The sequence below is a fragment of the uncultured Polaribacter sp. genome, from assembly GCF_947497125.1.
In the GTDB taxonomy this organism is placed as follows: Bacteria; Bacteroidota; Bacteroidia; order Flavobacteriales; family Flavobacteriaceae; genus Polaribacter.
This window is the reverse complement of the sequence record NZ_CANMFI010000006.1, coordinates 54,948-80,538: the sequence shown is the minus strand read 5'-3', so window position 1 is coordinate 80,538 and position 25,591 is coordinate 54,948. Positions and strand designations below refer to the sequence as shown.

The window sequence follows — 25,591 nt, the reverse complement described above, 5'->3', positions numbered from 1 at the left end:
TAAAATCGATGTTTTACTTCAACTTCAAAATCTCGCTACCTGCCATTAAAAATGCTCCAGTACCAAAGTTTTGCCAGCTATCTGCAGATGCAGGTTCTGGAAAAGCACCAATATTTTGTACCCAACCTACTCTACCATCTTCATGTTGGCACGCCGCTAATGCATTCCATGCTTTTTTAACTGCTGGTGTATGTTTTTTATCTAACAAACCATTGTTAATACCCCAAGTTAAAGCAAAGGTATAAAAACCACTTCCACTAACTTCTCCATGATTGTAAGATTCTGGACTCAATAAACTTGTTCTCCACAACCCATCTTCTGGCTGAATTTCTAAAATTCTTGCTGCCATTTCCTTATATAAATTCACATAAAAATCTCTATGTTTATAGTCTTTAGGCATATCTTCTAAAAGTAAGGCCAAACCACCAATTACCCATCCATTTCCTCTAGACCAGAACACTTTTTTACCGTTTGGTTCTTTTCTTTCTTTGCCATCTCCTTGCCAAACAAAACGCATATCTCTTGCAAATAAGTTTTCTTCTTTGTCATACAATCTATTATAAGCTTCCATATAATAAGTATGCATTGCTTCTAGGTATTTAGGCTCTTTAGCATACTTTGCATACAGGTTAATTACCGGAGGCGCCATAAACAAGGCGTCACACCACCACCATAAAATTGTTTTTGCTTCGTGACTTTTATCTTTACCAGCTTTCCAATTATTATCTTCGTACAAATGAGTGTCTAAGAATTTTTTTGTTGGCTCTAAATCAGCAAAATTTCTTCTATTTTCATTCATTGCCACATATAAATAACTATAAGAAATGGCTACATCATCTGCATGGTGCAGGCGTTTATAAGTTTCCCATTTATTCCAAACCGCTTGGTTTTTTAGAGCTGCCATATACATCATGTTTTTGGTTGTCTTATGGGCTCTTGCAACACCTGTATAATAAGCCCCTGCAGTCCAATCTGTTGGTGCAATTGCAAAAATAGGATGTGCTTCTTGCCATTCTAGGGCTTTAATCATCGATTTTTCAATGGCTCTATTGTCTAAATCTAAAGATTTCTGAGCAGTTGTTTGTTGTGAAACTGAACAACTAAAAAGCGTGAGAACAACCGACAATAATGTTAAAAGTGATTTTTTCATAACTATTTATTTTTTTAATTTAAATGTTGTTTCTAAGTATTCTTGTGATGAAGTTCCTATTTTTACAGTATAATCTCCTGCCTCTAAAACTTTTTCCATAGAAATACCTGTAAATTCTAACATTTTTGGGTTAATGGTAAATGATACGGTTTTGCTTTCTCCTGCTGCTAATTCAATTTTATCAAAACCTTTTAATTCTTTATCTGGTCTTGTTACAGATCCTATTTCATCTTTCAAATACATCTGCACAACTTCTTTTGCTTTTACATTTCCTTTATTGGTAACTGTAACACTTGCAATAATTTCGCTCTCTGGTGTAATTTCTGAATTAGAAAGTTTAATGTCTGAATACTCAAAATCACCATAACTTAAACCATGTCCAAAAGGATAAATTGGTCCTTTCTCTAAAAATAAGTATTCTTTTTTATAATTGATTTCTTTCATACTATAATGATATGGTAATTGCCCGATAGACCTTGGAATGGTAACAGGAGATTTCCCTGAAGGAGAAACATCACCAAAAATAATTTTAGCGGTAGAATGATCTCCAAATTCGCTTAAATCCCAAGTATCTAAAATGGCATCTGCCTCTTTTGCAATTGTATTAATAGATAACGTTCTTCTGTGTTTTAAAACCACAATTACTTTTTTACCTAATGCTGTAATTTTTTCTACCAACTCGTCTTGTGGCCCCACAGGATCTATAGTAGCTCTATCTCCTAAAGTACTATTGCTAAAATATGCCTCTTTTGCAGTAAACTCATCTCCTCCTAAAAACAAGACTACAACATCTGCTCTTTTAGCGGTATTTACAAGTTTGGCAATTGCTTTTGGATCTCTATCTAATAATTCTGGAGCTCCTCCTTTTTCATTTGTTAAGTTAAACCCTTTTTCTGCAATAAATTTAACTTTTGCATCACCTATAGCAGCTTCAAACATTTCTTTAGTGTTTTCTTTTAATAAAGGCCCTAATAATGCTACTCTTGTAGATTTGTTTTTGTTTAAAGGCAATGTATTATCGTCATTCTTTAACAAAATAACAGACTCTAAATCAGACTCTTTAGCTAACTCTAAAGAACTTGCTGCACGCACACCTTTTTTAGTTTCTTCTAAATCGATATAAGGATTATCAAACAAACCTAGTATGAATTTTGTTCTTAAAACACGTCTTACAGATCGGTCTATTAGTTTCATTAATTCAGGATTTTTTTCTACCATTTTAGGCAAATAAGAGTAAGAATCTTCTGCATATAAATCGATATCAATACCAGCTTCTAAGCCCATTTGTGCAGCTGCCTCTGGCGACTCTGCAACTCCCATAAAATAGTACAAGCGTGCAATGTCATTAGAATCTGAAACTACATACCCATCAAAACCCCATTGATCTCTTAATACTCCTGTTAATAATTCTGGATTACCATGAGAAGCCACCCCATTTAAATCTCCATGAGAAGCCATAATTCCTAATGTTTTTGCTTCTTTTACTGCTGCTTCAAAAGGTGGATAAATTTCATCAATTAACGTTCTTTCAGATATTTCTATGGCAGCAAAATTAGAACCACCTAACACTTGTCCGTATCCTGCAAAATGTTTTGCAACAGCACCAATATGAGTTCCATTTCCTAAACCTTCATAATTACCTTGCACACCAATAATAGCATTTTTTACCATTTGTGTCGTTAAATAAGTATCTTCTCCAAAAGCCTCACTCATTCTACCAAAACGCGGATCTCTAACAATATCTGCTTCTGGTGAATGACACATATGCATACCTCTTAAACGCGCTTCTTTACCAACAACATCCCATTGTCTTTGCACCAATTCTGGATTAAATGAAGCTGCAGATGTCATTGGTCTACCAAAAACAGTAGAACCAGCTGCATCTACACCATTGTAAGATTCTGTTACAAACAATGCAGGAATACCCCATCTATTATTTTCTATGATGTATTTCTGCAATTCATTATTCATTTTCGCTGCAGCCACAGGATCTATATGTTCTCCTGGATTTTTTACACCTGCAATACCTAATTTTAGTTTTTTAATAACTCTATCAGATAATTTTAAATTTCCGTTTGCATCTGGTTTTGTACCAATATTTGCATGAAAAATTCTCATTTGAGCTACTTTTTCTTCCGTAGACATTAGTGGTAATAAAGCTTCTACTCTCTCATCTATTGATAAGGAAGCGTCTTTGTAATCTTTTTTTGAGGCTGTTTCTCCACAAGCATAAAAAAGAGTAATTGATAAACTTAAAATTAGTAATTTTTTCATCGGTTGTTTTTATTTTGAAAATGAAAATGAATCAATTTGTAATTGATTGTTTGTTAATTGTTCTATGGTTAAATATATATTTTCTTTTGATGTTAGCTTTTTAAGTTCGAAAGATATCTCTTTAAATTGATTTCTCTGTTTTATTTCAAAAACTTTAGAAGCTATCATTTCTCCTTGCAAACTATCTTTTAATATTTTTATTATAAATTTTCCTTCCTTTTTTGCTGAAGTTTTTAAAGTTAATTTTGATGTATTCTTTAAACCTTTTACATTCGTAAAATTTAAATAACTTTTTGTGTCTGTTGTTGTTATTACAAAACCACTATTAGTTTCTTCTTTCTTTACTCCTTTAGCTTTAAAATAATCTTCTGCTTCTATTTTAGAATTTGCATCGTAATTTGCTACACCAACTCCATCAACTCTAATGGTAGCCATTTCTCCATTTTCTTTATAGTGAACGTAACTAATAAATGTATCTCTAAAATATCTGTTTCCGGTCTGGCTGATATCGCAATAAGCATAATACCACTGATTGTTCCATTCAAAAAAAGAACCGTGTCTACCTTGTAAAAAACCTGTTGGCCAAGTTGGAGCATCATACCCTTCTGCAAAACTTTCTTGTTTTATAACAGTATCTTTATAATCATAAGGCCCGTATAAATTATCTGCCATTGCATAAAAACATCCCCAAGACAAATAATACTTTCCATTATATTTATGCACAAAAGGCTTGTCATCGGTTGGTTTTTCTGAATTTTTACCGTCTAAATTATATGGGCCTCTTGGGTTGTTAACAATGAGCTTTTTGGGTTTCTCTGCCAAACTAATCATATCATCATTCAGCTTAGCAATGTAATACTCCCAAACACCAAAAATGATATAATGGGCGCCATTTTCTTCAAAAATAGCCATGTCATATTCATCTGTAGGTGTTAATTCTGACGTTAAAAGTGGTTTTCCTAAAGGATCTCTCCAAGGTCCCACAGGAGAATCTCCCACAACAACTCCTGTTTGCTGATTTCCTTCAGAAAAATACCAATAATATTTTCCGTTTTTATATGCAACATCTGTTGCCCAACAGCTGGTAAAATCTTTACCTATGTAGGTGTCTTGTGGTTTTAAAACACTTTTTTTTGTCCAATTAACTAAATCTGGTGAAGACCAAACCCACCAATCTTCCATAATAAATTTCTTATTATTTGCAGATTTGTCATGCGATGCATACACATATGCTGTATCATTAAATATATGAATATGAGGATCGTTTAAACCTTGATTAGGTACAATTGGATTTTGCGCAACAAGTGGTACTGACATAAAAATCAGTAAAATAAAAGTTATTTTATGCATCTTAATATTTCTGCTCATCTATTTAATTCCACAAAAAGTATCCATAACTTGTGTTACAACTACTCCTTCTTCAATAGAACAAGGGTTTGAAGTATTGCCTAGAAAATAAGCAACTGTTTTTTCTATCAATGGTTGTTGCACGTGTTTTGGGTTGTTAAAAGTATATGTTTGAGTGTGTTCTTCTAAAATAACCTTAATCTCATTGCCGTAAAAAGAAAAAGAGATGGTACCGTTCTCTCCATAAATTGTACAATTGTCTACATCTGTAGAAGCGTTAAAATTCCAACTTCCTTTAAACTGAACTCCGTTTTTAAATTGTATTTCTCCTTTCACAACATCTTTAGAACGTTTATAGTTTTCTATATCAATTCCTTTCATAGTATCTATATCACCAAAATAATAGTACATTAAATCTATTTGATGTGGAGCAATGTCATGAAAATAACCACCTCCTGATATTTCTGGGTTTACCCTCCAATTTACAGCTGTTTTGGCAATTAAATTTGCTTTTTTTGATTGAGAAATAGTAAGCATTGCATGGGTAACATCTCCTATTAGTTCTGCCTCTAACATTTCTTTTACTGCAATAAAATTTGGCAATTTTCTTCTATAATGCGCAACAGTTACTTTTGAATTTCCTTTTTTAACAGCTTTAGACAGTATGCTTGCTTCTTTACTGTTTAACACCATTGGTTTTTCTAGATAGACATGTTTATTAGCTTCTATTGCTTTTAATGCATATTCTAAATGAGAAGAGGGTGGTGTTGCAATATAAACAGCATTAATATCTTTATGATTAATAATGTCTATGGCGTTTGAAGTCCAATGAGCAACGTTATGTCTTTTTGCAAAATCTTTTGCTTTTTCTTTGTTTCTTCTCATTACACTAATTAGGGCGGAATTTTCTACTTTCTGAAAAGCAGGACCACTTTTTATTTCTGCGACATCTCCGCAACCAATAATACCCCAATTAATATTTTTTGTACTCATTTTTTACTTTACTTTTTTTCCAATAACAGTATACATCCTACTTTGTTTAGGCACACCATTATCACTATTACCTGCCATAATGATACTTTCTCCCTTTTTGGCGGTTCTTTTAAAAACAGACATTACAACATCTCCAACCTTTACATTGTCTCCATTATCTTTGTAATCTTCTAATAAAAAAGCAGGTCTTTTTACACGATCATCATGTAGTATATAAATGTGCATATCTGCTCCAGCAATAAACTGCAACTGATCTCTAGCCCAATATTTGTTATCAGAATTTGGAGTTCTTATATATTCTCCAAATCTTAAATATCCCGGAATAACTGTATAATTTTGATCTACATCTGTGTATGCTTTTTTACCCCAATTCATGGTAGTTCTTAACATGGCTTTGCCATCTCCTGTATAGCTAAAATTGGTAAATAATTTACTTCTATTTTTAACACCAGCAACATACGGTGGCATTTCCGGAATGTGAACGGGTGTTGGCTCCTCTACAACAGTACCCTGGTAATATACTTGAGGAAGTTCTTTTGTCAATCCATCAACAATAGAAATTGATTTAGAATTCAACGAAATACTTGCTGATTGTAAGCCTTTTCTAGATGCTGTTATAGTTACTTCTCCTGCTTCTAATAAAGAACGAATTGCAACTCTATTAATACCAGCTTCTGTATCTAAAAATAAATTATTTGTAGAATTTTCTTTTCCACTATTGTAACCTCCTCTCCAAACACCTGGGCCAGAAATTGTAAAGTCTACGCGATCTGCATCTAATGGACATCTATCTCCATTTTCATCAACCACTTCAAAATCTACTAAGGCAATATCAGAACCATCTGCAAGCCATCCTTTTGCACCAGTAATTGGTGTTAATTTAATGGCAACAGGTTTTCCAATCGTCTTTTTTGTTTGAGAAACTAATAATTTATCATTTAAATAACCTTCTACTTTTATTTCTCCTTTTTGCCAAGTAATCTTTGGGAATTTAAATACATAACCATTTTCTGGTTCTGAATCTGTATCTAATAATTTTCCGTTTACATATAGTTTTACTAAAGAACAATTAGAAACTACATACATGTCTTTTATAGTACCTTCCTTGTAGTTCCAATGCCCAACTAAGTGAATTTGTGCTTCTGGCCTCCACATTGCTTTTACAGTATAAAAAGCTTCTTTTGGCAATCTAACAGCATCTACCTCTCCACTTGCTCTTGTTACTTCTGTTGGGTTTCTTCCTCCATGAGTACCATCTGAAAACACCCAATTTGCACCACCCACATGAAATGGTTTTCTGCCCATTTTTGTCCACCAATGGCTTACTTGACCTACTGCAAATTCTTCTGAATTTAAATCGTATGTATTTCTGTCTATATTAGGGTGATTATAAAAATTATCATCAGGGGAAAATTGATCCCAAATACGTCTAGGAGCCTCATCTCTCATGTATTCACTTTCTATAATTGGTAACCTTTCAAATTCTCTTTCCCAACCTTCTGTACCTATTTCTATGGTTACATATTTTTCAGATTCTACTTTAGTATCTGATCTTCTGTTTCCCATTAAACGTTTCCCTTTAGGATCAAAGGTATTTATGATGTCTAAAATTTCTTTATAATGTACCTCTGTTTCTGCCCAATTACCACCTTCCCAAATAAAAATAGAAGGATGATTTCTGTAATACACAATCATATCTTTAAAAGCTTTGATACGAATATCCCAAACTTCTCCTTCATCTTGAGATTCCCCTGAAACTCCTGGCATTAAAGTTACAAAACCATATTTATCTCCTAAAGCAATTTCTGCTGGTGAACCTGCACAATGTCCCCATCTAATAAAGTTACCTCCAGCTTCGTCCATCATCTTAAAAGTGTATTCTCTTAACCAATCTGGTAAAGCTGCACCTAAACCTGCCCAAGCATTGGTTGGTTTTTGTCCCCAACCATGTAATTTTGCATGTTCGCCATTATTATAAAAACCAGCATCTTTATTAAAATCGAAACTACGAATTCCTAAAGGAGTTTCGTATCTATCTACAATAGTATTTCCTTCTTTTAAAAAGGTTAAAACCTTATACATATAAGGTTTACGTGTATACCAACGATTTGGATTTTTAACACTAGCAGTTGTAGAAAACGTGTATTTTTCTCCTGCTTTTAATTCTTTATTTGCTGTAGATGTTGCAACAACTTTACCTTCTCTATCTACAATTTGCGTTAAATATGTTACATTTTTAGCTGTATTATAATCATTTTTCACCTCTGCATTTGTAGTTACATCTGCATTTTCTGCACTAATATTTTCTGCATATACGTAAGTTCCAACAGTTTCTAAATTGTCATATAATGGAAGTGTAATATGTAAAGGATCCATGGTGTGTAAGAACACATTTCTGTAAATTCCTCCGTGAGTTGGATGCCAATGCTCGTGATTCCATACTAAAGGATCATTGTCTCTAAAATTATCACTATTCCTATCGTTATTTACTTTTACAGCAATAATATTTTCTTCTGAACCAAATTTTAAATGTTTACTAATATCATAACCAAAAGGAATAAAGCCTGTTTGATTTTGACCTAGATATTTTCCATTGATATATACATCTGCTATTTGACGTACAGATTCAAACTCTATAAACACTTTTTTTTCTGAATCTTCTTTTGGAAGTTTAAAGTGTTTTCTGTACCAGACTGTACCCCTCCATTGGTTTTTTTCACCTTTATGACCACCCAAACTCATATCATCAAAAGTATCTACATCGTTAAAAGTGTGTGGCGTACTTATTGTAATCCAATCTGAATCGTCAAAATCTATATTTTGAGCATTTTCTGGATTTTCTTTAATGAATTTCCAATCCGGATTAAAATTATATTTAATTCTATTTCCTTTAGATTTTATTGCATCTTGTTGTTTTTTACAAGAAATTGACAAAACACTTATAAATGTAAGTAAGAAAAATGATTTGTAAATATTTGACATAAAATTTAATTTGGCTTATTATTTATTAGTATTGGATTGCAATTTAATCGGTAAAAAACATAAAAAAATGAATTGCAAATTATAATTAACAACTTAAATTTGTGTCCTGTACTATATGGTTTATAAACATAAAAAAATCCCAATTTTATAAAATTGGGATTTTTTAAAATAAATTTTACTGCTGATTAAAAACCTGTTCCAGGAGCTTCAGGACTTTGTGCCTGAGCTTTCTGTGGGTTTAAAATCATATAGGTACCTAATGCAGTAAGTGCTGCATATTTACCATAACTACCTATCTTTTTTATCGCGTCTTTACGAGAAATATCTTGAGTAGTACCTTTTTTGTTTTCTATATTTTTTTTCATGATGTATTGTCTTTTTAAATGCTTGTAATTATTCTAAAATGATTTTTTTATTCAATGTTCCTGCTTCAGTTTCTAATTGAACAATATAAACACCAGTAGATAGACTTGGCAATGCGATTTCTTTAACGCCTTGTGCATTAAAACTAGAACTCATTACTTGTTTACCCATTACATTAAATAATTTTACACTAGCTTCTCCTTGAGACAAACCAACAACTCTTAATGTTGTTGCATTAGACTTGTAAATACTTACACTATTTAACAATGCATCTTCCACACTTAATGCAGATTGCATAGAAGTATGCAAGAAAAAACGACCCTCTGTTGACGCATCTGTTACAGTAGCAGTATATTTTGCATTTGCTTCATCTAATCTTGTAAATGTATTATTGGCTCTATCTTCTAAAAACACTTTGTATCCTGAAGGAATGTTTAATGCTTCTGCAGAAAACTCAATCTCAGAATTTGCTGCTGCAGTTACTCCAACAGGTACAACCATATCTTCATAATTTTCATTAGGCAACGATTGAATTGCTAATTTTTTGCCAGAATTACCAGCTACTAAACCTGTGTAAACCTCTAATGCTGATGCATAACCGTCAAATAATGAACTATCATAACCATTGTCGAAAGACTTAGTTTTGTTATTTATATATCTTATAGAAGTACTTGAAGTCTTTTCTTCATTTGCAATAGACAAATCTATCTCAAATCTATTATTTTCTGACCTATTAAAAGTATCTCCATTAGAAGTGTGTGTCTGCATCTCTTCTGTAAAATTAAAATTGCCAGCTGAACTAGACTTTACAAAAAAGCCTTGAAGTGGACTTATATGATATGCTCCACTAGATTGGTTTTTTGTTATCCATGATTCGTTTGCAGAATCCCAAAACCATAAGGTAGCTTCTGATAGCCCAGCATTATTTAAAGTTAACACATTATTGGTAGCATCTGCTGTTGCATTATTCCCATATAAATACGTTGGATAAGGGTTTCCTACCAAATGGAAACCTGCATTAGCAAGAGCAACGGAAACATCATCATCATGTAAATCTCCTTGAAACACTACATCATGTTTTGAATCTGAAGTAATGGTTGTATTTTCATCTGACTTCGTAGCCCATCCTATTCCACTACCCCATTCAGGTCCATTTCCATGATCATCAGTAACATACTCATATTTACCGGTTGTCCCTGCATCTGCAGTTGCATCATAAACAGGTCTAGAATCATCATAAGAGCCAAAAGCATATTTATCTCCTACTTTAACGGTATAATTTCTTGAGTCATCGAGTGTTTTAAACTGTCTTGAATTTTTTAAACCTGATGATACTAACGTCCATTTATCTTGTAACAGTCTTTTTACAATAGTAGTCTTCTTACCCGTAGCGTAAGTACCGCCAATAGTAACCGTAGAAAAGTTTCCGTTTTGAGCGTACAAAATCATCCCATCATTAGATCTGGCAAGAGAAATATCTCCTTCAACTGTTAGCGTATTATTTTGTCGTAATATCAATTGAGCTCCAGAAGTAGACCCGATTGATTTCGCTGTTGCAGCTCCCATATTCGAAGGTATTGTTACAACATGACCTAAAACAACATCATATTCTGCAGTAGGTGTTGTGCTTGGAGTAGTTGCAGCTGTTCCAGAAACTGTCCAAACAGTTGGATCATTCCAATTACCAACTTTGGTAGATGTCATTGTTGGAGGTATGGGTGCAGTTGAAGCTGTTACTTCGTATTTATCTAAAGAAAATCCGTTACCATTAGCATTATAAAATTTAATATCATAGGTACCAATAGGTAAGGTAACAGCTGTTTTTGTTATTGTTCCAGCACCACTTGTTTGTGGCATAGCAAATGCTGAAAATAAACCTGTAGCAGGATCTACTATTTCCATAGTTACTGATGCTGCTCCTGCACCACTTCTGTTATAGGTGAATGTAAAATCATAATTTCCAGCAACTGCAACAATAACATTATTTGTTACAAAATTGGCACTACCACCACGTAAATTATTTATACCTGAACCAGAAGTTCCAACTACTCCACCGAAAGTACCAGTTTCTACTTCAACAGTGCCAGGTAGTGCTGTTTGGCTATAAAATGAGAATCCACTTATAAGCAGTGCTGCAAATAATAATTTGTGTAAAATTTTCTTCATAATTTTTAAATTTATTTAATGAGAGATTTTTTGCAATATAAAACCGAAACCATACTCAAGTATCCTGCACTGTACTGTTTTTTATTAATATAGTATATTTTAAAGGTAATATAGTATTGTTTTTTTTTAACTAAAAAAATATTGATCTCTAAAAATAGACCAAAGAAAGTAACGTATTTTAGCTTAAATAGTGTAATGAAAAAAGTATTTTCTATTCTATAATTATTCGCTTTATAAAAGCATTATTATCTTCTGTATTTAATCGTAATACATAAATACCTTTTGCATAACTAGAAAAATCAAGTTGATTTTTATTGATAATACCTTGTTGTAAAATAACACCTTGTATAGTTATCAATTGATATTCAATATTCTGAATAGATGTATTTAAATTAAATATACCTTCACTTGGGTTTGGATAAATACCAATATTATTTTGGTTGAAACTCTTGATGTTTAAAGCAGTTTTTGATAAAATTTCTATTTTATCAGGCTCACTAGATAAAGATCTTTTTTGTGTAAGTTTCAATGTATTTTCTCCTTGATTCAAACTCACATTTTCAATTTTATTTTCTCCATAAATGTTCCAATCTCCAGTTTTAGTAACCAAAAAATTCTCATAGAGCTGCCCATTTATTTCGACATCCATTACAGAGTCATCTCTATTTCTTACTGCAACAAATAACACAATATCGTACTCATCTGCTTCTGTGATGGTAAATTTATATTCTAAAAATTGGTTGCTAGCAAAAGAATCTACGTATTCACCGCCTGATGCTGAAGAACTGGTACCAATTTGAATATCACTTGAAGCTGTGGTAAAATTTTCTGCTTCTAAAAGAACCGTTGGTGCTACTTCTTCTTGCTCCTCTTCTTCAGACAGGGTAAATTCTTGAAAATACAACGGACGCTTATCTCCTTCACCTACCGTATTATTACCGGTGTCTTCCATTAAATACACATAGAGTTTATTAGCTTCAACAAAGGCATCAAAATGATTAAAACGTATAGATTCTTCTTGACCTACATATACTATTTTCCAGTTATTTTCGCCTTCTAAAGTAGTTTTAACATATACCTTTCCACTAATAATCTCTACCATAAAAACATGGTTCTTATAACTGTAGATTTCTCCTCTAGTCTGTGGGTTTGGTATTAATCCGCCAGCAGCACTCGAAAAATCAGTATCAGTAGCTTTCTTAAAATAATGTACATTGATATTGTCTACTCTTGTAATAAAATGAATTGCCCCATTTTCTGTTACTGTCCAAGAAGGGTCGCTTGTGGTTCTTGGGTTGGTTTGTGTGCCATAATCATCGCCAGGCTGTCCTATTTGCACAGGATCTAGATTTGGATCTAGATTATTAATTATGGGTAATACAATGGGGTTGTCATCTGCATTAAACCACTGTGTTGATTGGTTTTTAGGAATTCCATTGGTATATGCGTAATACAAACCACTATTATAGGAATATCCATTTGAGGGGTTTGCATTATTATTGTTTGCATACCGTATAGAAAAACCTGAATACAATTTACCGTTTAAAAAACGTTCTCCTCCATACATATTATTTCTGTCTGGCAATGGCAACGTACCATCGTGAAACAACCAATTGTTAGACCAAGAAGTACCATTATAATGTGCCATTAAAATATCTCCGTTTCCAGAACCTCCTTTTCTATATCGCGATAACAAACTACCGTCTGCAGCTCTATGAATCATCGGATAGGTCATCCGTTCATAATTTTGCCCTTGTTTTAAATAATTTCTTTTAGCATTAAAAATTGCCAATGTAAATTCTTCATCGGGTACAAATGCCATTTCTTTTTTAGAGACAGAATAGTTAAAAAAATCGTTAGGCAAACTAGTTTCGTTATAGGCATGCATGTCATAAATAATATGAATTGTATTGTCTAAAGTACTAATACCTATTGCAGCTGTATTATGAGAATCTCCTCTAATACCAGTGCCATTTAAAAGTTCTCCTCCTTGACCGATATGTTTATGAGGAAACTCTATTGTTACCCAAGGTGAATTTTCTATGTTTAAGTTTTTTCTGGAAAGCATTAAATTACGGGTATCCATTCCGCCTTTATACCATGTTACAAATGCATACCCATTTACTACATCTAAACAATCTCCGTGAGGAGAAATTCTTTGACTAAATCTATAATTTACATCTTTAGTACCTGCAAAAAATAAACCTCCTTCATTTTCTTTTGTCACTTTTGTAGCCTCATTTAAGGTTACAGCTAGTTTTGTTTGCCCTTGAATTTGATTGAAAAAACAGATCAATAAAACAGAGAATATTACTTTTTTCATATTTACAAAGTTGTTTTTAAAATTAGATATATATTTTTTGCCAAACTTATTAAACAATAAAAGGTAGTTAAAAGCTACCTTTTATTAAATTTATATATGTACTCGATTGTAGTATTCATCACCCTTTAAAAAGAATTAATTTTTAACTGAATGGTATGTTTACCTGGCGTTAATCGTACAATTTTAAATGCAGATGGAACGCTTTTTCCATTGTGTATAAATTCTTTTCCTTCAGAACCGTTCAAAGAAAATTCTGCAACCATATTACCTGGTATTTCAATTTCATACGTTTGTAATCTCGGCCCATTGTGCTTGTAACTTGCCTTTATTGTTCCTCTTACAGTTGGTACTTCTATAGCACTAGACTTTAATTTACTCATTTGAGGCTTAATCGTAGCAATACCAAAACCTGGTGTTTTAGGTTTAATACCCCATAATCCTCTAGGAATTACATTTGCTGGTGCTGCACCCCAAGCGTGGTTCCAATCTAAATTTACTTTATACTCATAATCCCAAGCTTCTAAAGAAATTGTAGATCCTATACGAATCATATTATACCAACTTCTCTTAGCTTTACTTGCCAATAATTCAAGTGCATAATCTTCTTCACCTGCATTGTATAAACCATCCATTAAAAATTGGGCTCCATAAACACTACAAGCCATTCCTCTAGATTTTACAAAATCTACTACAGATTGATAGTGCTCTTCTGGAACCAAACCAAATGCTAAAGGCATCATATTTGCGTGTAAAGAAGAATGGTCTGTACCAATACCATCTACATAGATTCCTTTTTCTTTATTAAACATTTGTTCGTTTACTGCTTTTTTAGCTTTTGCAGCCCTATATTCAAAATCTAAGGCTTCTTGTGTTTTTCCTAATAATTTAGCAAACTCAGACATAATTTTCATGTTTTCATAAAAGAAAGCATTAATTACAGTACTGTAAGGTTTAAATACAAACCCATCTCTTTCTCCTTTTGTTTTACTACCCGCAAAATTCTTAGAAGGCCAATCTACAATATCTGTTAATGGTTTTTTATAACCAGATTTAAAACCTAACTTATACATAAACTCTTCTGTTACTTTTGTAGATGTAATTAAACCGTCTTCATTTGATAGCTCAAAAAGTGTTTTGTGCTTTAACGGCTCATAATAACGTTCTATCAATTCTGTGTTGCCTGTATACATGTAATCTGCATAAATTAACAACGCTACATGTTGTTGCCATTCTGTAGGCCATGTTGGGTTCTCCATAAAATACTCTATGGTTCTTCTAGCAATGGCAAACTCTCTATCTGTTGTGTAATGGCTTAATTGATTTAAATATGCATCTGCCTCATAAGGTATACGTTCTCTATCTCCGTCTACATACAATCCGTTAAAAGTGGTTGCTTTGATAGAATATTTAGAAAAATCCCAAACTTGATTTAAAATATTATTGTTACTGCTAAAGTTACTTGCATCATCTTCCCAATAACCTGTGTGTCTTAATTGTTCGAAATCTGCAGCTTTTAATGAAGTTTTTGCGCCCTCTACTTCAGCATATCTAAAAGGTTGTAGTACAGGGAAGCCTTCTGGTAAAGGAATTGCCTTACTTGGCCCTTTCATACGCTTGTCTGGAACCGGATTAATTTCTATTTGGTAAGTTGTCTTTTCAGGAGTTACATTCACCTTAATTTCTTGGTAACGAATGTTACTTTTTGCTGGTGGTGTTCTATTTACATTCCCATTAACATCTAGCATTTCACCAATTCTAACGGTTAATGTATGAGGTTCTTTAGCTATATAATTAAAGTCGATAGTTGCAAAAGCAGCTTTACCAAAATCCATGAAATAAAAATCTCCTCTATTTTCAAAAGCAATAGGTTTTACCTTATCTACTAAATATTTATTTTCTGTAGAAATAATGTAGTCATCACTTTTACCTGTTGTAAATTGTTGCGCCTCAGAATAATCAACTAAACGATTTGCTTCGTCCCAAATTCTAACTTTCCAGAAATATGTTTTATCTACTTCTAACTCATTTCCTGTAAACTCTACATCTGTAGATTTTGATGATGCTACTCTACCACTATCCCAAATATCGCCATTATTTGCATCTATACTTGCTTTGTTTGATGCTACTAAAATTTGATATGCACCTTGGTATTTTGCTCCTAAAGGAACAGTCCATCCAAATTCTGGTTTTAAATCGAAAATTTTTACCTCTGTAGTTGGCTCTCTAATTAATTCTACTGTTAAATCTGACGGAGCAGCTCTAAAGTGATCACTGTTTTTTTGAATTAATTCTTCTGTCTTTGCTCTTAAGTTTGCTAAAACCTCTTTGTATTTTCTTTTACCAACAAGGTTTTTAATTTCTTGAGGATCTTTTTCTAAATCATAGAACTCTTCTATAGTCTTATCATTTACATATCTAAAATACTTCCACTTTTTAGTACGCACTCCCTCACTTGGTGGAATTTCGCTAAAGTCCCAAATATGTTCTATTAAAATAGTATCTCTTTCTATAGATTTCTTTTGTTGTTTTACAATTGGCATTAAACTTTTTCCTTGCCAAGATTTAGGCGCTTTTACACCTGCTAAATCTGCAATAGTTTGTGTAACATCGATATTTAAGACCATATCATCTATATCTTGATGACTGTTTTCTCTAGGATCAAAAACAATTAAAGGTACTCTAATTGAATTGTCATACATCAACCATTTTCCGGCCATTTGTCTTTCACCTAAAAAGTAACCATTGTCTCCCATTACAATGATAACGGTATTTTTGTCTTGCCCTTTTTCTTTTAACTTCGCACGTATTTTAGTGATTTCTGCATCTATTCCAGAAATCATTCTATAATACCCTTTTAAACTATGTTGGTACTTTTCTGGATTGTCGTATCTCCAAGTCCAACGCAATCTGTTAAATCCTTTTTTAACAATTTCTGGTTGTGCATTAAAGTACTTATCGTCTGCTAATGCAGGCTTTGGCATGGTTGTGTTTTCTAACATTGCATCCATAGTACTTTGCCAGAAATATTGTTTTTCTGCAGGATCATGTGCATGAGGTGCACTAAAACTTAACGATAAACAGAAAGGTTGGTTATTATCGGCATTTTTATCAATAAAATCAATGGCTTGTTGCCCTGTATATCTAGTTAAGTGTACCGTATCTTTTCCTATGGTTTTGTAATAATAGCCTCTTCTATCTTTAAATCTGTTGTTTCTATCATAAGACTCATATTCATTAAACTGCTTGTCTAAATCATTATATCTAGTACCATATTTACCATAAAAACCTGTATAATATCCATTGTCTTTTAACAATCTTGGATAAGAAGCATCCATGTATTCATCTCTAACATTTCCTGTTTGAAAATTAAAGTTATGAGTTCTTTCATGTAAACCTGTTAAAATACTAGTTCTACTTGCTGCACAAATTGGTGTTGTTACAATGGCTGAATTAAAGTAGGTTCCTGCCTTTGCTAAATTGTCCATTTCTGGAGTTTGCACAAATTTATTTCCTGCATAACCAATGGCATCAAAACGTTGATCATCTGTTAAAATAAAAATGATGTTCGGTTTTTCTGAATTTGTGTTTTTTTGTGCAGTTACAGTATTAAAACTGTATAATGAACAAATTAGAACTAATAAAAAACTATTTTTAAACATAGAATATTCTCTTAAATATTAATAAACTGACTTTGTTTTTTACAAAATTATTGATACCGATAAATGTAAAAATAAAGGTAAGCTATTGTATCCTGTCCTGTCCTGAAAACTTTTACTGATTGTATGTAAAAGGAATTACTGAAAAATATTATAATAGTGACTAATAAAATTAAAATGTATTGTCTGTAAAAACATTTCTAAGACGGTTAAGTTCTTGTTTCATTCTAATTTAAATCTATCTCAAAACCATACAATTCCAATTTCCTAGTATTAAATACAAACTAAAGTAGGTAATGCAAATTTATTTTAACAAGATAAAAATTAAAAACCCTTCATTATAATTATAATGAAGGGTTTTTAATAATAAATAGATTTTAGTACTAATTTTTTTCTAAATTAATAATAAATTCTTCAAACTTTATATTTCTATCTCTAACTACTAAGGTATCTTTAACTTGGTGCTGGAAATTAATATATACTTCATCAGTTACTCTACCAAATGTTTTATACTGAATGGTATCAATATCTGTAAATTGGTATTCTAAATAAAGTACATTTTGTGTTTTTCCACCCCATTGATCTCCATCTTCAACCCATTTTCCAGAACCTGTAACAGTTTGATTACCGTTTTCTACTGGAGAAACTATTACATCTCCATTATCACTAACTTCTAATGTTATAGCCAACTCTTTATCACTAGAAATAGTACCTCTTTTAATTAAATTTGTATTAGTTACTTGGTTTTTACCACTAGTAATTACTGAAGTTAATTCATCTTGCTCTACATATTCTTTACTGTAAATTACAGTATCAGAATAGTTAGGATTGTCTATTCTAATACCCGATGAAATGTTTAAAGAATCTTTAGTTCCTTGAAAAATATCTTCTCCACGACGTAAATATATACCACTATACTTGTTTGTAAATTTAATACCATACAAAGTATAATCTTTAGGTAATGTCTCCCAATCGTCTGCTTTAATTTTTATAGGATTTAAAACACCTTCAGCAGGAACACCTGTTAAAAGTGAATCTATTCCTTCATAATTTGTAATTTTTAAAGGAACTACATAATGAACTTCATTTTCTCCAGCATAAGCTAATGGGTCGTTAAAAAAATCATCAGTTAATTGAACAGGAATACGACCTTTAATAGATCCCGCAGGAATGGTTAAAGGGCTTTCTTGCTCAATAGTATAATAAGATGCTGGTAATATTTTTACATTAACAGTATCTAAACCTAATGCAGCAGCATCTATTAAGTCTGGTGCAAGTTCAAAACCTACTGTTCTATCTTCTGTATTTTCATAAACACCAGTCATAGTAAGTCCTATTTCAAACCTACCATTATTATCATTATCATTAAACCCTAAATCATACCTTCCTTGTATTAATGTTCTAATAGGTGTCTGAAATGGAAAGTATACAGCAGTTGAACCAAAGTCATCAAATGAATTTTCTTGATTTTCACAAGCTATAAAAGCTAGAGCAAAAGCGAATATTATTACTAATTTATTTTTCATTTTTAATATTTTTGTTTGTTTTAGTAGAAAATTATATTACCAACCATTATTTTGCTCCAATTCTGGAAACTTAATAGTTTCTGCATTTGGTATAGGCATATACGTTGCAAAAGGTTGAAAATTTCTAGTTTCTACAGGTAATTGACTATACGAAGTTCCATCAAAATAAGAACCTACAGCTGTTTCATTAAGAGAAACACCCCATCTTCTTAAATCCCAGAATCTATGTCCTTCAAAACTTAGTTCTATACGACGTTCGTTTCTGATAAGCTTTCTCATATCATCTTTATCTGTAATAGATGCTAAATAATTATCTGGTTGCGTAATACCTGCTCTTACTCTTATTGCAGAAATTACATCCTTTGCAGATATACCTTGCACTTGAAAATCAGGACCACCAATTTCATTTGCTGCTTCTGCTAAAATTAAAAATAATTCTGTGTATCTAAAGTATACATTGGCGTGTATTTTACCAGATGTAGTTCCATCACTATTAATTCTCGCATCTGGACGTAATAATTTTTTAAGATAATACCCAGTGGTTGTAGAAAATCTAGATATCGAGTCTAATCGATCGATTCCACCACCAAAACCAGTATTTATTGTTCCTCCAGCAAAAGAAGAACCATTAACAATAATGTATTTTTCTAACCTTGGGTCTCTGTTTGCAAAAGGGTTTTGTGAGTCATAACTAGAAGCTTCTGCTATCGGTGTTCCATCAATCATAGGAAAAGCATCTACTAAATTTTGAGTAGGATTAATCTCTCCACTTCCATTTACAGATGGTGGAAACATTCTTTCTTCATATGTAGTGTTAGGGTTTCCTTCAGAACCTCGCCATAAAGACTCGCTACTTTTTATGTTACTATCAGATAAATAAAATTCAAGTCCGTTAGAGTCTAAACCAGCAACACCACCAATACTATTTATAATGTCTGCAGCATTCTCGGCTGCTAGAGTATAAAAATTGTTGTCATTTAAAAAAGATGGACTAGCAGCAAACAATGCTAAACGTGCTTTTAATGCTTTTACAATTCTACCAGATATACGTAAATTATATTGAGCTCCATTCACTCTTTTATAATTGTCAATGTCTATACCGTTGTATTTTGCGTCAATGGCACCTTCATTATTGGTGTAATCTGTTGGCAATAAAACTAAAGCATCATCAAAATCTTTCATAATAGCTTCAACAGATGCTGTAAATGATAATCGAGGAACATTAAAGTTACCATCAGGTTTTATAAACTCTGTAAAATATGGTATTCCTAATAATTCATCTGAAGCATTTTTACCTGCATGTGCTTGTAATACATAAAAATGATGCAATGCTCTTAAAGCTAATGCTTCACCTTTCATTCTATCATTAAATAATTTATTTACCTCAGTATCTACACTCCAGACAATTTCTTCTGCATTTACAATTTCTAAAAACTGGTTCATCCAAAAAACTCTTTCGTAGTTATTCCAACGAGCAGCAGGGTTAAATTGTGCAGTTAATTCGCCAAGCGCTATCCTTTTGTATCCATTAGTTTGCTGGTTGTTTACAGCATCATCTGTTGCGGCTTCTGAAAAAGAATATTGATTTACTAGACCTGTATAACCATTTAACAATATACCTTCTGCAAATTCTGGAACAGAACTTACAAACTCATAATCTAACCTGTTTTCATCAATAGGCTCAAAGGTTTCACAGCCAATTACAACAGTAAAAACTGATAGTATTAATATATTTTTTAATAAATTTTTCATTTTATTTATCTAATTTTTATAATTGAATTAAAATGCTACTCTTAAACCTAGAGTGTAAGATCTAGTTAAAGGGTTTGAACCTATTCTTAATTGACGAATTGCTCTATTTTCTGATATTTCAAGTAAATTGGTTCCAGAAATATTTATACTAAAATCTTCAATACCAAGGTTCTTACAAAAAGTTCTGTCTAGTTCATAGGTTAACTGTGCTCTATTGATGTTAAAAAAGCTGTTATCGTATAACCAGAAAGTAGAGGTTCTAAAGTTATTTTGATTTGTTTGAGTAGACAATCTTGGAAACGATGCTGTGTTTGCTGTTGAAGGTGTCCAACGATCTCTAACAACTTCAGAGTACTTAACGTTACCGTTAACAGCATAATAATTATTAAAACTGCTATTTAACTTGTTACCTAAAGCTCCTGTTTGTCCTGTACCCAATACAAAAAAGTTAAATGCTTTGTATTTTACATTTAAATTAACACCATAAGACCATGGACTGCTAGATTGACCTATGAATAATCTATCATCGTTATCTATGATATTATCATTGTTTTGATCTTTATATTTTATATCCCCTGGCTGAACGTTACCAAAATTAGGCACTGGAGAGCCAGATTTTAAGGTATAATTACCTTCTGTATCTATATCGAAATCTGCTTCTTGATAAAAGCCTTGATCTTGTAAACCTAAAATTGATGATAACTCATTTCCTACTCTATTTTGGTAAGAAAACTCATTTAATTCTACCCTTTTTAGTGCTTCTGTTTGACTGTATAAAACATTTGCACCAGCACTTATTGAAAGGTCTTGATAAGTTTTTGTGAAATTTATACCTAGCTCAAAACCCGTATATAAATTTTTATTAAAATTATCATAAGGTCTAAAAGCACTATAAAAAGAAGGATACTTATCTTCTAAAAAAGATACCTGTTTGTCAAGCTCTGTTTTAAAATAATTAGCTTCAATCCATAGAGAATTCATTAAATAAGTTTCAAAACCAATATTTAAATCTATGCGTTCTTCAAAACCTAGGTTTGGGTTTGCGCCCTGTGAAAGACCTAGTCTATTGTTAGTTCTACCATCTGCCCAGTTAAAAGAACCTACTCTTGAGTAATTAGAAGCATATAAATAGTAATCACTGTCATCACTATCATCAGCAACAATACCTTGGTCAGACTTTATGATACCACCAGATACTTTAATTTTTAAATAGTTTATAAAATTATTATCTTTTAAAAATGGCTCTTCGGATAAAACATAGCCTAAAGAGGCTGTTGGTGATAAACTACCTCTGTTTCCTTCTGGTAATTTTATAGAAGTTACGTAGGCACCACTAAAATCTACAAATAACTTTCTTTTATATGCATAAGACATTTGAAAACCTATGTGAGAATCTACATCTGTTTGAATAACATCATTTCTGTTTTCTGAATTATAAAACGCTAATAAAGAAGTGTTTAAAGAATGATTTTCTGCTATCGTTTTCTCATAATTTATCAATCCATAAAAACCAAATCTAGAGATAAAACCATTGGTACTAACATTTTCTGTTTGATCTTTTCTATCCTCTCCAAAAATACGTGAATTATCTGCAATTGGATTTGCAGGATCTGTATTGTCTATACCAAAATTATTAATTTGATTTCCAAGCCATTCTGGTGCATACGTTTTAAATTCATTCTCAATTGATAAATCATAAGAATCATAAAAATCAAAACTTAAATACGTTTTTGCAGACAAGCCTTTTGCTACTTTACCTAAATCAAAATTAATTGTATTGTTAAATTGTGTAGAACGAAATACAGTGTTTTCATATCCGCCAGCAATCGCTAATGCAACGGGTGCATTTTCTTTAAATTCCTGCGAAGTTCCTAAAAGCATTCCATTAAAGGTTCTTGCAGACTGTAATTGACCAGCTACTGTAGGATTGCTAGTATCAATTAAATTTAACGGTAAAAATGGCGAATAGTTATTAGGCTTAATAGTTGTTGCTGCATCTAATAAATTTGCCCTAGATGATTTACTTGTGCTTACAATTGCAATACCATCTAAACTACTTGTTATCCAATCATTAATTTTAAAATCTATATTACCTCTAATGTTAAAACGATTAGTTCCTGCATTAATATCATCATTTATATCTACCCAAGCACTATTTCTGTTAAAACCAACATTAACATAATATTGATTTTTTTCATTTCCGCCAGAAAATTCTGTAATTACATTTGTATAAGTTGTAAAAGGCTCTACAAATTGAGTAGAATAATAATCTACATCTGGAAATTGATAAGGGTTTAATCCGTTTCTAGTATTACTTATAACATCTTGACCAAAGGGAACCCCACCAACACCATTATCATTTTGCAAGGCTTCATTGTAAAATTCCATATATTCTGCAGAACCTAAATAATTAGGTAAAGAAACTGGTGTATTAAAACCTGAAAGAACATTTACGTTTACTTCTTTTCTATTTACTTTACCACGCTTGGTATTAATTACAATTACACCATTTCTTGCCTGACTACCATATAAAGCAACCGCATTTGCATCTTTTAAAACTGCTATTTGGTCTACCTCTTCCATATTTAAAATATTAGGATCTCGTCCAATAACACCATCAATAACAAATACAGCATTTCCGATACCTCTTATATTTTCTGAACCTCTTACACCCAACATAAGTCCGTTTATGTAATTTCTTACAAATTGTGTGTTATCATACGTTAAGCGATCTTTGGTATTAATAATTGAAATAGCTCCGTTAACATCTCTACGATGTTTAGTAACAACGCCCATCTTAATTTCATCTTCTTTTGATGTTAAGAAAGGTGTTTTTTCTAAAACAATAGCTGCATCTATGTTTGATACATCTACAGTCTTAGAGATAAAGCCCTTTTTTTGAAGAGAAATGGTACCATCTCCTAATAATTTTATCTGAAATTTACCATTTACATCTGTAGTTGCCTTATTTCCGTTTGAAACAAAAACAGTAACTGCATTTAACGGTAGGCCTTGCACATCAACTACTGTTGCTTTAAGTTTAGTACCTTTTGTTTGAGCAATAGAAACATTGCAAAAGCAAAAAAACAGTAAAGAAGTTAAGGTAAATACCTTATATATTTTATTTATCTTCATTTTTTTTATATTTATTAAAACGAATTAGTAATAACTACCAACCTGGATTTTGAGGAAAGCCCTCGTATATTTGTGTTTGTTTAGCGGCAAAAGGTAACCAATAATGTTTTGGATACTCACATACTCTTTCTACAAGAAGCCTTTCTGTGAAACTAGATTGATCTTCTGGAAAATCTAATGCAGTTTTTCTTCGATATTTTGGTAAATGTGCTACTCCCCAACGACGGATATCTACCCATCTATGTGCTTCGTAACTTAATTCAACACTTCTTTCTCTTCTAATTTCATCCATAAACTTATTATTGTCTGCTACAATACTTGGGTGAACATTAGGTATGGTACCCGCAGTTCTGTTACGGATTGCGTTGATAGCATCTTCTGCAGATAAACTGTAAGTAGCTGGCACTGCATATGCTCCTTTAGAAGCATGTAAAGCTTCTGCATACATTAAATAAACATCTGTAAGTCTCATATGCAAACGCAAACCAACATACTGATCTATAATTTGATTCCATTTACTGTGAAACTCACCATCTATTATTGGATAAAATTTAGAATGCATATACCCAGTTGTAGAAGGCTGATTATCATTACCCGCACTTCTATGTTCTCCAAAATTACCAGTAGTTTCGTACCAAAGTTGTGCATATCTATGTTTTGCTGGTCCCTTTGGTGCAACTTCTTGCCTGTCTATGATGTGCCATCTATAAAAACGAGGGTCACGATTTTCAAATGGTCTTGCAGGATTAAATGTTACTGGTCCGTATTGACCACTTTGGTCATCTTCTATTGAAAGACCATTAGCCATTCCAAAATTATTATGAATAAAATTATGAGTAGGACTTACAATCTCCGATCCGTTTCTTCCATGAAAATCTCTATCTACCCCTGCAGTCATAAATCTTTCTCCTTGATCTTTATTACCACCGGTAGAGGCAAAAATAAACTCTGTACTACCTGGCCATGCATTTCTTGATGGTGATTTCCAAAAAACCTCATCATAATTTTCCCATGAAGAAAGTTTATAATACCCTTGATCTTTTAATTTTAACACTCCTGCAAAAGCTTCTACAGCCATGTCACATAATTCGGTATCATAACTATACGTATCCATACCTCCTTGATTGTTACTTTTCATTAATGGGCTTGCCGCTAAAAGCAAATTTTTACCCTGAAATGCATATGCAGCACCTTTGGTTACTCTTGCTTTATTTTCACCTAAGGTCAATTGTCCGTAAGACATTTCATCCCAATTTTCTGGTAATAACTCAATAGCTTTTTTATAATCTTCGTTAGCTGCTAAAGCAGATTCTTTATAACTATCTGGTCTTGGCAAAGCAAAATCACCAACTAAAACTTGATCTATATATGGAAAACGACCATAAAACTTATTGATTTCATTATGAAAAAATGCTCTAAAAAAATACGCTTGACCAAGTATTACATCTCTTTCTTCTTGAGATGCATTTACCATTAAGTCTATGTTAGCAATAACAATATTTGCTTTACGAATACCTCTTAAACTAGCATCCCATAAACCAGGTCTTTTAGATTGATTAGCATTACTAATATTTGCATTACTAGTTCCGTAATCTGCACCTTGCCAATTCCATAGGTAAGAATATCTATGTCTTGCAGCGCCATTTAAATCTCCTAAGTCTATTAAATAACTTGCTTTCCAAGTTCTATTACCATAAGCATCGTCTCCGTAAAGGTAATCTTGAAAAGTATGTGCTTGGGTACCATAATCTACTACCAAGGTATACATTTCTTCAACAAAACCTTGTGCATTTTTAAAGGTAGAAAACACCTCTTGTTCGTCTAATATTGATTCTGGCGCTTGATCTAAGTAGTCTTCACAGGAAAACGTAAACAAAAGCCCAAATAAAAATAATAATTTTATTGTATAGTTTTTCATTATATA

The 25,591-nt window shown here is 32.3% G+C and carries 13 protein-coding genes; all 13 read right to left on the bottom strand.

Going from position 1 to position 25,591, the window contains the following annotated elements; all coding sequences use genetic code 11:
* Positions 1–13: 13 nt before the first annotated feature.
* Positions 14–1,150 (bottom strand): glycoside hydrolase family 88 protein, encoded by a 1,137-nt coding sequence (locus tag Q0678_RS09915; RefSeq protein ID WP_299057321.1) that lies wholly within the window; start codon positions 1,148–1,150, stop codon positions 14–16.
* A gap of 6 nt (positions 1,151–1,156) precedes the next feature.
* Entirely contained in the window at positions 1,157–3,424 is a 2,268-nt protein-coding gene (locus Q0678_RS09910; RefSeq protein WP_299057318.1) for a glycoside hydrolase family 3 N-terminal domain-containing protein, read from the bottom strand.
* 9 nt (positions 3,425–3,433) lie between these two features.
* Positions 3,434–4,741, bottom strand: a complete 1,308-nt coding sequence (locus Q0678_RS09905; protein WP_299057316.1) for a family 43 glycosylhydrolase — start codon at positions 4,739–4,741, stop codon at positions 3,434–3,436.
* Positions 4,742–4,792: 51 nt separating this feature from the next.
* On the bottom strand, positions 4,793–5,764 hold the full coding sequence (locus Q0678_RS09900) for a Gfo/Idh/MocA family oxidoreductase (RefSeq protein ID WP_299057313.1): 972 nt from the start codon (positions 5,762–5,764) through the stop codon (positions 4,793–4,795).
* Positions 5,765–5,767: 3 nt separating this feature from the next.
* Positions 5,768–8,746 carry a glycoside hydrolase family 2 protein gene (locus Q0678_RS09895; protein WP_299057311.1) on the bottom strand — a complete coding sequence of 993 codons (2,979 nt, stop codon included), beginning with the start codon at positions 8,744–8,746 and terminating at the stop codon, positions 5,768–5,770.
* A gap of 185 nt (positions 8,747–8,931) precedes the next feature.
* Positions 8,932–9,111 (bottom strand): hypothetical protein, encoded by a 180-nt coding sequence (locus Q0678_RS09890; RefSeq protein ID WP_299057309.1) that lies wholly within the window; start codon positions 9,109–9,111, stop codon positions 8,932–8,934.
* 28 nt (positions 9,112–9,139) lie between these two features.
* Entirely contained in the window at positions 9,140–11,275 is a 2,136-nt protein-coding gene (locus Q0678_RS09885; RefSeq protein WP_299057305.1) for a T9SS type A sorting domain-containing protein, read from the bottom strand.
* A 211-nt stretch (positions 11,276–11,486) separates the two neighbouring features.
* Complete coding sequence (locus Q0678_RS09880) at positions 11,487–13,598, bottom strand: BNR-4 repeat-containing protein (RefSeq protein ID WP_299057303.1); 2,112 nt, start codon at positions 13,596–13,598, stop codon at positions 11,487–11,489.
* 125 nt (positions 13,599–13,723) lie between these two features.
* Positions 13,724–17,257, bottom strand: a complete 3,534-nt coding sequence (locus Q0678_RS09875) for a sulfatase-like hydrolase/transferase (protein WP_299057300.1) — start codon at positions 17,255–17,257, stop codon at positions 13,724–13,726.
* Between the two features lie 380 nt (positions 17,258–17,637).
* The gene (locus Q0678_RS09870) at positions 17,638–18,780 is read right to left on the bottom strand and encodes a DUF5627 domain-containing protein (protein WP_299057297.1); all 1,143 of its coding nucleotides are present in this window, start codon (positions 18,778–18,780) and stop codon (positions 17,638–17,640) included.
* A gap of 36 nt (positions 18,781–18,816) precedes the next feature.
* A complete protein-coding gene (locus Q0678_RS09865; RefSeq protein ID WP_299057295.1) occupies positions 18,817–20,532 on the bottom strand; it encodes a RagB/SusD family nutrient uptake outer membrane protein in 1,716 nt (571 codons plus the stop codon).
* Between the two features lie 27 nt (positions 20,533–20,559).
* Complete coding sequence (locus tag Q0678_RS09860) at positions 20,560–23,667, bottom strand: SusC/RagA family TonB-linked outer membrane protein (RefSeq protein ID WP_299057292.1); 3,108 nt, start codon at positions 23,665–23,667, stop codon at positions 20,560–20,562.
* Positions 23,668–23,701: 34 nt separating this feature from the next.
* A complete protein-coding gene (locus tag Q0678_RS09855) occupies positions 23,702–25,585 on the bottom strand; it encodes a RagB/SusD family nutrient uptake outer membrane protein (RefSeq protein ID WP_299057289.1) in 1,884 nt (627 codons plus the stop codon).
* Between the last annotated feature and the right edge of the window lie 6 nt (positions 25,586–25,591).